This window comes from Gryllotalpicola protaetiae (assembly GCF_003627055.1).
GTDB lineage: Bacteria > Actinomycetota > Actinomycetes > Actinomycetales > Microbacteriaceae > Gryllotalpicola > Gryllotalpicola protaetiae.
This window is the reverse complement of sequence record NZ_CP032624.1, coordinates 164257-176231: the sequence shown is the minus strand read 5'-3', so window position 1 is coordinate 176231 and position 11975 is coordinate 164257. Positions and strand designations below refer to the sequence as shown.

11 protein-coding genes are annotated in these 11975 nt (G+C 69.0%); 7 read left to right on the top strand and 4 right to left on the bottom strand.

Annotated elements, in window-relative coordinates; translation table 11 throughout:
- Nucleotides 1–2 precede the first annotated feature (2 nt).
- A complete protein-coding gene (locus D7I44_RS00910; RefSeq protein WP_162939986.1) occupies nt 3–1355 on the bottom strand; it encodes an HNH endonuclease signature motif containing protein in 1353 nt (450 codons plus the stop codon).
- Between the two features lie 163 nt (nt 1356–1518).
- Here D7I44_RS00910 and lepB point away from each other — a divergent pair, with 163 nt between their 5' ends.
- On the top strand, nt 1519–2256 hold the full coding sequence (gene lepB / locus D7I44_RS00905; RefSeq protein ID WP_181445590.1) for a signal peptidase I: 738 nt from the start codon (nt 1519–1521) through the stop codon (nt 2254–2256).
- 59 nt (nt 2257–2315) lie between these two features.
- Here lepB and D7I44_RS00900 read toward each other — a convergent pair whose 3' ends face one another.
- Both D7I44_RS00900 and D7I44_RS00895 read right to left on the bottom strand, forming a co-directional pair.
- Nucleotides 2316–4208, bottom strand: a complete 1893-nt coding sequence (locus D7I44_RS00900; RefSeq protein ID WP_162939985.1) for a S53 family peptidase — start codon at nt 4206–4208, stop codon at nt 2316–2318.
- 197 nt (nt 4209–4405) lie between these two features.
- The gene (locus D7I44_RS00895) at nt 4406–5047 is read right to left on the bottom strand and encodes a LysE/ArgO family amino acid transporter (protein WP_245979862.1); all 642 of its coding nucleotides are present in this window, start codon (nt 5045–5047) and stop codon (nt 4406–4408) included.
- Between the two features lie 69 nt (nt 5048–5116).
- Between D7I44_RS00895 and D7I44_RS00890 the strand changes: the two genes are divergently transcribed.
- The gene (locus D7I44_RS00890) at nt 5117–6010 is read left to right on the top strand and encodes a LysR family transcriptional regulator ArgP (protein ID WP_120787761.1); all 894 of its coding nucleotides are present in this window, start codon (nt 5117–5119) and stop codon (nt 6008–6010) included.
- Nucleotides 6011–6061: 51 nt separating this feature from the next.
- Nucleotides 6062–6781, top strand: coding sequence for an HAD family hydrolase (locus D7I44_RS00885; RefSeq protein WP_120787760.1), 720 nt, complete (start codon nt 6062–6064; stop codon nt 6779–6781).
- Here the strand turns inward: D7I44_RS00885 and D7I44_RS00880 are convergent.
- The gene (locus D7I44_RS00880; RefSeq protein WP_120787759.1) at nt 6735–8135 is read right to left on the bottom strand and encodes an NtaA/DmoA family FMN-dependent monooxygenase; all 1401 of its coding nucleotides are present in this window, start codon (nt 8133–8135) and stop codon (nt 6735–6737) included. The genes D7I44_RS00885 and D7I44_RS00880 overlap by 47 nt on opposite strands.
- Nucleotides 8136–8282: 147 nt before the next feature.
- On the opposite strand from D7I44_RS00880, the gene D7I44_RS00875 reads away from it, so the two are divergent.
- From D7I44_RS00875 to D7I44_RS00860, 4 genes are read left to right on the top strand one after another with little or no spacing between them, the layout of a single operon-like run.
- Nucleotides 8283–9404 (top strand): ABC transporter substrate-binding protein, encoded by a 1122-nt coding sequence (locus D7I44_RS00875; RefSeq protein WP_120787758.1) that lies wholly within the window; start codon nt 8283–8285, stop codon nt 9402–9404.
- Between the two features lie 25 nt (nt 9405–9429).
- Nucleotides 9430–10266 (top strand): ABC transporter ATP-binding protein, encoded by an 837-nt coding sequence (locus D7I44_RS00870; RefSeq protein ID WP_120787757.1) that lies wholly within the window; start codon nt 9430–9432, stop codon nt 10264–10266.
- Entirely contained in the window at nt 10259–11122 is an 864-nt protein-coding gene (locus tag D7I44_RS00865) for an ABC transporter permease (protein WP_220093804.1), read from the top strand. The genes D7I44_RS00870 and D7I44_RS00865 overlap by 8 nt, the downstream gene beginning before the upstream one ends.
- Complete coding sequence (locus D7I44_RS00860; RefSeq protein ID WP_162939984.1) at nt 11122–11946, top strand: ABC transporter permease; 825 nt, start codon at nt 11122–11124, stop codon at nt 11944–11946. Before D7I44_RS00865 ends, D7I44_RS00860 begins: the two co-directional genes overlap by 1 nt.
- The last annotated feature ends 29 nt before the right edge of the window (nt 11947–11975 follow it).

The following is an 11975-nucleotide window of genomic DNA, read 5'->3' as shown; positions in this document are numbered from 1 at the left end:
GTTCAGCGTGCGGGTCGGTGGATGGCTGGTACCCAGGGTGAGGCGTGGGAGCCGTAGACCCATCTGATTTCGGGTGTGCCGTCTTTGCTGGTGCGGAGTTGGTAGGGGCCGTCGTCGATGAGGTGGTGGTGCCACCAGCACAGGAGTGCGGCGTTGATGACATTGGTTTTGCCGCCGTCTTTCCAGGGTGTGAGGTGGTGGGTTTCGCACCATCGGGCGGGTGTGGTGCAGCCGGGGATGATGCAGCCTTTGTCTCGGGCGGCGAGGGCTCTGCGCTGTTGCGGGGTGAAGCAGCGTTGGGTGCGGCCGAGGTTCAGGATCTCGCCGGTGGGGGAGAGGTCGACTTCCTGGTAGCCGCCGGCGTCGGCGATGCGCTTCGCGGCATGGGCGCTGATGGGCTCGTTTTCGCCATCGACCCATGCCACGCCGTGGCCGGTCTCGAGCTCGTCTTTCGTTGTGGTGACGAGGATGGTGGGGTGCGCGCCGCCCATGGTCGGGGTCTGCGGGGCCCGGGCTGCGGCGGTGAACACGGCGTGGAGGATGTCGGCGCGTTTCTGTTTCGCCGAGCGGGTGTCGACGGGCGGCAGATCGAGCGTTCCCGTCAGCAGCGGTTTTGTGTCGTCGGGGTCGGCGTCGCCGAGCACGTCGGGGCTTGGGGTGAAGCGCACCTCGGCGCCGGCGCGCGGATTCACATGCGCGTCGAGGACGGCGCGGATGGCGGCGGCCTGCTCGATCGGCAGGAGCCCGGTGAGTTTCACCAGGCCGTTGCGGGCAGGCCCTAGGGTGAGGAAGCGTTTCTCGATCGCGGCCTTCTCGACGGGTTCGACGCCGTCGGGGTCCAGAACGGCCGCCCACACTCTCGCCGCGTCCGCCGCCGCGGAGGCGGGCAATGCGGCGGACAGCTCCACGAGCTCTGTGCAGGCGATATCGACAGCGGCAGGGTCTGCGACGGGAACGGTCTTCAGGATCGGTGCGCCGATCACTTCCGCCTGGGCACGGGAGAGCGCCCCGGAAGAGACGGCGTCTTCGAGGACGGGCAGCTTCGCCAGCGCCCGCGATTCCAGCACGCGGGCCCGCGCGTCACCGGCGCTGGTGCGGGTGACGGTCTCGATCGCACCCCAGGGCTTCTTCGCCCCGAGCTTGCGCGCCAGCGAGTCCTCCCCGAGCGACTCGTCGGAGCGGCGGTCGAACTCCCTGGCGACGGCGAGCGTGATCGCCTCGGCCTGTCGCAGCACCTCTTCGGCGTCCTGCGCGAAGCCGACCAGCTGATCATCCGTCAGCGCAGGGAGGCGCAGGGGAAGCGAAGGTTCGACGCGGTGGAACGCCGCCCCTAGACCCTCGCCGACTGCTGTCACTGACCCGCCCCCGATCACCTACCGCAAGTGTATCAAATATTCGATACTCACGGCGACTATAAGCTGAGAAAACGCCGCTAAGATAGAACACACGTACGTCACCAATGCGAAGTCTTGCTCCAGTAGCATTGCGACGCCGCACGGTGCATCAGAAGGAGAGTACGTGGCACGCGCCGTTCAGACTCGCGGTCAGAAGACCTGGTTGTTCGCCCGCGACATCGTCGTCCTTCTCGCCGCGCTGCTCGCCTCCTTTCTCATCAAGACGTTCCTGATCCGCTCGTTCTACATCCCGTCGGCATCCATGGAGAACACGCTGATCGGCGGCCCGGGCACAGCAGCCGACGATCGCGTGGTCGTCAACGAGCTCGAGCCGAGGCTCGTTCCCGTGCACCGCGGCGACATCGTCGTGTTCGCCGACCCGGGCGGGTGGCTGCGCGGCGAGCCCGCCCCGCCCGCGGCGCCCGCCAACCCTGTCGCGCGCGGCCTCAGCGACGCCCTGACCTTCATCGGCCTCGGAACCGCCGACAGTGACAACCATCTCGTCAAGCGCGTCATCGGGCTCCCCGGCGACCACGTCGTGTGCTGCACCGCGGTCGGCCGTGTGACGCTCAACGGCGTTCCGCTGAACGAGCCGTTCATCGCCTCGCAGGCTCAATGGCCCGATGGCGCGCGCGCTGACTCGAACCCGTTCGACGTGACCGTGCCGCCCGGCAAGCTCTGGGTCCTCGGCGACAACCGTGGCGATTCACAGGACTCGAGCCTCAACCAGGGCCTGCCGACGAAGGGCTTCGTCCCCGAGAAGGACGTCGTCGGCCGCGCCTTCGTCATCAGCTGGCCGATCTCGGGCTGGTCGTGGCTCTCGGACTTCCCCCACGTCTTCGCCAAAGCCGGCAGGAACTGACACGAAGCGAAGGGGGCCCCGGAAAGCATCCGGAACCCCCTTCGAATGAAGTGAGCCGACTACCGCCTGCCGCCGACCGCCTCCGCCGCGATGAACGCGCCGTTCGGCACACCGAGACCGGTCTCGTCGTCGTAGCCGTACGTCGTCTTCTGCGTGTCACCTGCGTCGAACGTGCCGAGGTAACTGCCCGCGGTGCTCGCGAAGTGGATGCCGGGGTGCGGCGTCACGTCCGTGAGGCCCTGACCGGCGACCTCGTAGAGCAGCGGGTTCGCGAACCCGATGGCGAACGGCCGGTTCTGCTGCGCGAGCGCCTGGATGCCCGCGAACAACGGCGTCGAGAGGCTGGTTCCGCCGATCGCGCTGAGCGTGAACGCGCCGTCGGTGGTCACGCCGTAGTACATGCCCGTGTACGGGTCGGCGTCGGCCGCGACGTCCGGAACGGTGCGCATCTTGGTGGCGCCGCGTGCCTGCGAGAGGCTGTTCGGCACCTTCGACACCTGGTACCAGGGCTGCGGGAACAGCTGGCTGGTGCCGCCGCCGGCACCCCCGTAGAAGTAGTCGCCGGGAACGGGGCCGTCTTGGTAGGCGGGCGTGGCACCCGTGTAGTCGACGCGGTCGAACAGCGTCTCCCACCCGGTGCGGGCGACCAACTGGTCGTTCTTGCCGATGATCTCGCTGGTGCCGCCGACACCCGTGACGTACGGGTCGGAGGCCATGTACTCCGGCTGCGGGCTCTGGCCGTCGATCACGGTGTCGCCGTCGTCGCCGGTCGAGAAGTAGAAGCCGATGCCTTCGGCTGCCGCCTGCTCCCAGATGGCATGCTCGAGCTGGATCTCGGCCTGATCCTCGGCGTCGGTCGGCTCGCTGCCCCAGCTGTAGGAGTTGGAGACGATGGATGCCGCATGCGTCTCGACGACCCAGTTCGCGGCGTCGTCGAGCCCGGTGTCGCAGTCGGTGGCGCCGACGTAGAGCACCTTGGCGTCGGGAGCCATGCCGTGCACAGCCTCGACGTCGAGCGCTTCCTCGCCGTTCCAGCCGGCTTCGCCCGCGCACTCGTCCTGCAGGCCGAACGGCCCCATGATGTGCTCGGAGTACTGGCCGGCCGCGAACGGCTTGTCGCCGACCGCGGTCGCGGTCTGGTTCGCGTCGGACAGCATGGTCGGGTTGGCGTACGCGTCGAGGATCGCGACGGTCACGCCCCTGCCGGTGTCGCCGCGCGCGATGGAGCTCGTCGTGCCGTACAGCTTGCGCAGCTGGTCGGGCGTCTCGCCGCAGAGGTAGGTGTTGAACCTCGTCTGGCCGAACGCCTGCGGCAGCGTCTGCTGGTACTCGCCCCAGTAGTCCGAGCACTGCGATGCCGGCGGCTTGTCAGCGGCGGGCGCGGCCGCGACGCCGCTGGGCGTGGGCTCGGGCGTGACGGTTCCGGGCGTGCGGGCGTTGTCGCCCTGCGCGAGTCCGGTGACACCCGCGACGACACCGGCGACGGATGCCGGAACCGAGAGGTCGCCCGTTGGCGCGTACTGCTGCTTGCCATTGTGGGAGTAGGTGGCGAGCGAGGTGTCGAACGCCTTGCCGATCTGGGCGGCGGTGCCCGAGGCGTCGACCCACTTGTTGCCCTGCGCGACGCTGGTCACCTGGATGCCCTGGCTGCTCAGGAATGACTCGACCGACTGCACGTCTGCGCTCGACGGCGCGTACTTCGCGTCGTATTGCGCCGGCGTCAGGTAGCGGCCGTAGTCGCGGCTGTGTGGGTCGGTGATGTCCTTGATGAGGGCGTCGATGCTCGGCTGGTGCGAGTTGCCGACGACGACGCGGAACGGGATCCGCCGCCCGCCGGGCACGCTGCCCTGCCGGTGACCGGGGGTGGCCCACGAGGGCGCACCGCCGAGGGAGTGCCGGCCGCCGTCGGCCGCGTTCGCGGCCGCCGTTCCGACAAGGGTGGAAAGCAGCACGGCGCCGGCGCTTATGGCGACGACAACCGTGCGCGAACGGCGAGAGCGCACAGTACCTCCGTTGGAAATGCGAGAGAGATTGGCCCACGGTCGGGGGCCAATCTCACATCTCTAGCGGCCGCGATGTTGCTTAGTCAATAGGAATGAGTTGCTGGTTGCACGGCTGATACGTGCAGGAAACAACGCGCGGGCAGAAATCACGAACCGAGCAGCAGCTTGACGCCGAGCGACACCATGATCACTGCGATCAGGGCGTCGAGCACGCGCCAGGACATCGGCCGCGCGAACAGCGGTCGCAGCAGACGGGCGCCGAAGCCGAGCGAGAAGAACCAGACGAAGCTCGCCGTCACGGCGCCGCCGACCCACCACCAGCGGGCATCGGGCGCCTGCTGGTTCGCGATCGACCCGAGGAACACGACCGCGTCGAGATAGACGTGCGGATTGAGCCAGGTGAGCGCCGACACCGTGGCGATCGCCGTGCCGAGGCGCACACCGCGGCCCTCAGCGCCCGTCGTGACGGTCAGCGTCTCGCCGTTCGGCCTGACGGCGCGTCGTGCGGCGAGGAATCCGTAGACCATCAGGAAGCCCGCGCCGATCACGCGCACCACCACGAGCACCTCGGGGGCGCGCTGGATCACGGCGCCGACCCCCGCGGTGCCTGCCGAGATCAGCACCGCGTCGGACACTGCGCACAAGAGGACGACCGGCAGCATGACGCGCCGGGTGGCGACGACGCCGAGGCGCAGCAGATACGCGTTCTGAGCGCCGATCGCGACGATGAGGGAGAGCCCGGTACCGAGGCCGAGCAGGGCGGGGAGCAGGGTGGAGCTGGGTGACACGACTCCAACGTTAGGAATCCGTAGGCCATCATGCCAGCTAAAGAATCTCATGCGGCATAAGCTGCACTTATGACAGAGTTGAACTCCGATCAGCTGCGCACCCTGCTCGCAGTGATCGATGAGGGCACCTTCGACGCGGCCGCCGCGCGGTTGCACGTCACACCGTCGGCCGTGTCGCAGCGCATCAAGGCGCTCGAGCAGGCGGCGGGCGCGGTGCTGGTGCGGCGCAGCACGCCGATTCAGGCGACGGATGCCGGGCTGGTCGTGCTGCGGCATGCGCGCAAGCTCGCCCTGCTCGATCTCGACCTGACCCGCGAGCTGGGCGCCGCGGGCCGCGAGGGCGTGGCGCTCTCTGTGCCGATCGCGGTGAACGCCGACTCGCTCGCGACCTGGTTCCTTGACGCCCTCGTGTCGCTCGCGCCGCGCACCGACATCGTCTTCGACCTGCGCCGGGAGGACCAGGAGCACACGCTCGAGCTGCTGCGCTCTGGTGAGGTCGCGGCGGCGGTCACGAGCATCGCCGAGCCCGTTCAAGGCGCGACCAGCACTCCGATCGGTCGAATGCGCTACCGCGCGGTGTGCTCGCCGGCCTACGCAGAGGCGCACCTCGGCGGCGTCGCGCACATCAAGCGGATCGCCGACGCGCCCTACGTCGACTTCGACCGCAAGGACCAGCTGCAGCACCGGCTCTATCACGCGGTGATCGGCACGGGCGGCCGGGCGCCGCGGCACTACGTGCCGACCTCGGCGGACTTCGCTCGAGCCGTGATCGGCGGTCTCGGCTGGGGGCTGCTGCCCGACCAGCAGTGCGCCGCCGAGCTCGAGCGCGGTGAGCTCGTGCGCCTCGGCGGTGCGCGCAGCATCCACCTGCCGCTCCACTGGCAGCGCTGGGCGATCGCGTCGACCGTGCTCGACGAGGTCACCGCGGCGGTGACCACGGCGGCGCGCGCGAGCCTGATCTAGAAACACCGCGGTGGAAATCCGATTGTCACGGGGCTGGGCTACTCTGCTCGCATGACGCCGGAGGCACTCCTGCTCGACTTCGACGGAACGCTCGTCGACTGGACGGGCGCGCTCGAAGCGGGGGTGCACGCCGCCGCCGCACAGGTCGCGAGGCTGCACGGCCTCGACGCGGCCGAGGTCGCCGCCCGCACGCTCGCCTTCGAGGCCGAGGTGTTCGAGCTGCACGCCACGGGGTGGACCCTGGGCGGTGTCGGCGCCCCCGAGCTCGGCCTCGCCATCTGGCGACGCCTGCTCGGCGAGTACGGACTCGACGACGACCCCGCCGAATTCCTCGCCGCCGCGCAGTGGCAGGCAGAGATCGCGGCGTACCGCGCCTACGACGACGTGACCGCGCTGATCGACGGGGCGCAGGCGGCGGGCATCCGCCTCGCGCTGGTCACCAACGGGCCGAGCAGCGTGCAGCGCGCGAAGCTCGAGCGCGTCGGGCTGACGGATGCCTTCGACGCCCTGCTGATCTCAGCGGAGGTCGGCGTCGCCAAGCCCGACACAGGTATTTTCGAGGCGGCGCTCGAAGCGCTCGGCAGCGATCCGGCGCAGGTCTGGCACGTGGGCGACAGCCTCGAATACGACATCGCAGGCGCACAGGCCGCGGGCGTCGGCAGCGTGTGGATCAACCGCAACGGCTGGACCCGCGGCCGCCACCAGCCCGAGCCCGACCGCGAGATCACGACCCTTGGGGAACTGACTCAGCTGCTTGAGCGCGCCGCGTGAAGTAGTCCTCTGAGCCGATCAGGCGCTCGCGCAGCGTCGGGGCGGCGATCGGCGCGGCGGGCATCCGCCCGCGCCTGCGCAGCTCGGGCACGAGCAAGGTCGCGACGTCTTCGAGGTCGGCCGGGTCGAAGATCGGCTCGATGAGGAAGCCGTCGAGGTCGACCTCGTCCATCAGGCGCTCGAGATCGTCGGCGACGTCGGCCGGCGAGCCCCACACCTGGAATCCGCGCGTGCCCTTGCCCTTGAGATCGTCGAGGATCTGGCGCACCGTAGGGGCCTTGCTGCCGTCCTTCGGCAGGAAGCGGTCGATGTTGCTCTGGCCCATCTGCCCGACAGGGCCCGCGTCGGCGCCGTCGAGCAACTGAGTGAGGTCGCGTGTCGGGTCGAGGGCGAGCAGATCGATGCCGGTGTTGCCGGCGTAGAGCGTGGCGACCGTCTCGTCGGTCTGCAGCGCCTCGAACTCGGCGCGCAGCTGCTCGGCCTCTGCGCGCGTCGGGCGGACGGTGACGGTGAGGCCGACGAGGATGCGGATCGAGTCGGGGTCGCGGCCCCAGGCCGCCGCCCGGGCGCGGATGTCGGCGACGTTGGCCGCCGTCTGAGCGACGGTCGTGCCCTGCACGAAGACGCACTCGGCGTTGCGGGCCGCGTACTCGCGGCCGCGCCCCGAGGTGCCGGCCTGGAACAGCACGGGCACGCGCTGCGGCGACGGGTCGACGGTGAAGTAGCCGGACGAACGGAAGTGCTCGCCCTCGAACTCGACGCGGTGCAGCTTGTCTCTGTCGGCGTAGACGCCGGCTGAGGCATCCGCCCGCACCGCATCGTCTTCCCATGAGTCCTGCCACAGCGCGAGCGCGAGGTCGAGGTACTCGTCGGCCTGGTCGTATCTCGCGTCGTGCGCCTGCATCGTGCGGTGGCCGAACAGCTCGGCGACCGTGTTCTGCGAGGCGCCCGTGACGATGTTCCAGCCCACGCGGCCGCCGGTGAAGTGGTCGAGGCTCGCGAAGCGGCGCGCGGTCTGCACCGGGTGGTCGAGGCCGGTGGATGAGGTGACGACGAAGCCGAGCCGCTCGGTCTCCCGCGCGAGCGCGGGGATCAAGACGGCCGGGTCGAGCGAGGGGAAGTTGATGCCGCCGCGCGCGGCGGTCTCGGGCAGGTCGCCAGCGACGGACGGGTAGCCGTAGCCGTCGGCGAAGAAGAGGAAGTCGAACCCGCCCGCGTCCAGCACCTTCGCGACGTGCACCCAGTGGTCGAGCTCGTGGAACCGGGCGGAGCTACTGCGGGGGTGGGGCCAGCTGAGGGTGCCGCCGACCTGAGGGCCGGCGACTTCGAACACTCCGAGGTGGATCGTCTTCATGACCCGATCGAATCACGCGCGCGACCGGGGAACGGTCAGTGTGCGAAACGCGCAATGAAGCCGATACAACGCCGTAACGCGCCGAGATTAGCTTCGCAGTCAACGCACCACATTCCAGCTACTCCTCCGCACCCGACGGGAGCCCACATGCCCCTTTCCGCCTTCACCAAGACCGCCGTCGACCGGCGTTCCTTCCTGCGCATCTCCGGCACCGGCGCCCTCGCCATCGCCGGCGCCAGCATCCTCGCAGCCTGCTCGACCGACTCGAAGGCGAGCAGCACCACCTCGTCATCCGGGTCGAAGAAGGCTGACTACGGCACGATCGCCGTGCAGCTGTCGTGGATCAAGAACATCGAGTTCGCGGGTGAGTACTTCGCGACCGACAAGGGCTATTACAAGGACGCGGGATTCTCAGCCGTGAACCTGCTCGCGGGCGGCGGCCAGACCACCGCGGAAGAGGCGGTCACCTCAGGTCAAGCGCTCGTCGGCCTCTCGTCGCCGTCGATCACCGGCCCGGCCGTCGCTCAGGGCGCGCCGCTGAAGATCATCGGCTCGACGTACCAGAAGAACCCTTTCTGCCTCATGTCGCTGGCCGAGAAGACGCCGATCAAGACGGTCGACGACATGAAGGGCAAGCGCATCGGCGTGCAGTCCGGCGGCAACCAGACGATCTTCGAGGGCTTCCTCAAGGCCAACGGCCTCACCGACAAGGACGTCGAGCTCGTCGCCACGCAGTACGACATCGCGCCGCTCGAGGCCGGCAAGTACGACGCGCACATGTCCTACGTCAGCAATGAGCCGATCCTCGCCAAGAAGGACGGCTACACGCCCGTGCTCCTGGAGCTCGCCGAGAACGGCCTGCCGTTCGTCGCCGAGACCTTCACCGTGCTGCAGGACACCATCGACAACAAGCGCGACCTGCTGAAGGCGTTCCTGAAGGCCGAGATCCAGGGCTGGACGGACGCCGTCAAGTCGCCGGCGGATTCGGCGACCAAGGCCGTCACCGTCTACGGCAAGGACCAGAAGCTCGAGCAGACCGAGCAGACCAGCGAGGCGACCGCGCAGAACACGCTGATCCTCACGGACGACGTCAACACGAACGGCCTGTTCACGATGACGAAGGACCTGATCGGCGCGAACATCAAGGCGCTCGGCGTCATGGGCACCACGCTCACCGCCGACAAGCTGTTCGACCTGTCCCTGCTCGACGAGGTCTACAAGGAGAACCCCGACCTCAAGGTGCAGTTCACCATCCCCGCAGCCTCCTGAACCGCAGCATCCTAAATTGAGCACCATGTCTCTCAGCACGACCACGATCGCGACGCAGGACCCTGCAGGGGCGCCCGCCCTCGCGACCGGCATCAACATCCAGGGCCTGACGAAGACCTTCTCCTCGGGGCGGAAGACCGTCTCGGCACTGGGGAACATCGAGCTGGGGACGAAGAAGGATTCCTTCCTCTCGCTCCTCGGCCCGTCAGGGTGCGGCAAGTCGACGATCTTGCGCATCCTGGCGGGCCTGGAGTCGCCCTCGAGCGGCACGACGGCGATCAACGGCAAGTCGTCGGCCGAGGTGCAGCGCAGCCACGAGATCGGCATCGCGTTCCAGGACGCGGCGCTGCTGCCGTGGCGCACCGTGCACAAGAACATCCGCCTGCCGCTCGAGGTGGCGGGGATCACGCCCGAGCCCGGTCTCATCGAGGACCTCATCGACCTCGTCGGTCTCAAGGGCTTCGAGCACGCGAAGCCCGCGCAGCTCTCCGGCGGTATGCGGCAGCGTGTGTCGATCGCCCGCTGCCTCGTCGTGCAGCCGTCGATCATGCTGCTCGACGAGCCGTTCGGCGCGCTCGACGACATGACCCGCCAGCGCATGAACCTCGAACTGCAGCGCATCTGGGGCGAGAAGCCCGCCACCACGCTGATGGTCACGCACGGCATCGCCGAGGCGATCTTCCTCTCCGACGTGGTCGCGGTGATGACGCCCAGGCCGGGCGCGATCGCCGAGCTGGTCGAGATCGACTTGCCCCGCCCACGCACCACCGAGATCATGCGCTCGCCCGAATTCCACGAGTACCACGACTACATCACCGGCATCCTGTTCGGCGCGCACGGCCCAGCGGGCGCGGATGACTGACGTCGACCGCGAGCTCGGCAGCAGCATCGCACTCGGCGTCGAGACGGCCAGGGGTCGCTCCCGGCGCAACATGCTGGGCGCCATCGCGGGCATGCCGCCGTGGGCCGGCGCGGTCATCGGCATCGTCGTCCTCATCGCGGTGTGGTGGCTCGTCGCCGTCACCTTCTTCCGCGTCACCGGCTCCGTGCCGACGCCATGGCAGGTCGCACAGCACCTCGCCGGTGCGCTCGTCGACCCGATCTACTGGTCGGCCATCGGCGCCACCGGCGGCGCGGCGCTCTGGGGCTACGTCTGGGGCAACCTCATCGCGTTCGTCCTCGCGTTCCTCGTGCTGATCGCGCCGTGGTTCGACGGGCTCGCGACCCAGCTCGCGGTGGTCTGCTCCTGCATCCCCATCACCGCGATCGCTCCGATCGTCACGCTGCTCTCACACCCCGGAAGCCGCGCGACCTCGATCTTCCTCGCCGCGCTCAGCGTCATCTTCACGACCGTCGTCGGCTCGCTGCTCGGCCTGCGCGCCGCGAGCCCCACCCAGCTCGACGTCATCAGCGCCTACGGCGGCGGCCGCCTCACCCAGCTCGTCAAGGTGCGCCTCATCGCGGCCCTGCCGAGCATCATGGCGGCGCTCAAGATCGCGGCGCCCGCGGCGTTCCTCGGCTCGGTGCTGGGGGAGTACTTCCTCATCGGCGTCGACAAAGGACTCGGCATCATGCTGCTCGCCGCGCAGGCCTCCGCGAACCCCGTGAGCCTGTGGACCCTCGCGCTCATCTCGGGCGGCGTCGCCGGCCTCGCCTACTGGGTGATCGGGCTCATCGGCCGGCTCGTGAGCCCGTGGTCGTCGGGGGAGGCGCGCTGATGGTCGTGTTCGCCCTGAGGCGCATCGGCGTCACGATCGCGACGGTCGTGGCATCCGTCATCATCCTCTGCCTGCTCTGGCAGCTCGCACTCGTGCTGCTGCACGCGAACCCGCTGATCTCGCGCACCCCGCTCGGCGTCTTCGACTACCTGTTCGGCGCGCACCAGACCACGACGACGACGGCCGCGCAGCACCGCGCGCAGCTCATCGGCTGGATGTGGACGACGCTCTGGCACGCCGCCTGGGGCTTCGTCATCGGCGTGCTCGCCTCGATGGCGATCGCCGTCGCGTTCACGCTCGTGCCCGTCGTCGAGTTCATGTTCATGCCGATCGCGATGCTGCTGCGCGTCGTGCCGCTGCTCGCGATGGCGCCGGTCATCTACCTCGTCTTCGGCAACGGCCTCGTCACCGCGTCGCTCGTCGGCACGGTCGTCGTGTTCTTCCCGCTGCTCGTGAACCTGACACTGGGCTACCGCTCGGTGAGCGCGCAGCAGACCGATGTGATCAGGGTGTACGGCGGCAGCAGCTGGACGGTGTGGCGCAAGGTCTCGTTCCCGCACGCCCTTCCGCACTTCTTCGCGAGCTTGCGCATCGCGGTGCCCGGCGCGATCACGGGTGCGATGCTCTACGAATGGCTGTTCACCTTCGAGGGCCTCGGCGCCGGCATCAACACGGCGAAGTCGCACTTCGACTACGGCGGCATCTGGGCGATCGTCGTGTTCGTGACCGGTCTGTCGATCGTGGGGTACACGATCGCGTCGATCATCGAGACGATCGTGCTCGCCGAGTGGGGTCCGGACGCCGGCCGTGCCGGGGCGCGATGACCGGTCGGTGACCGGTTGCTGAGCGCCCG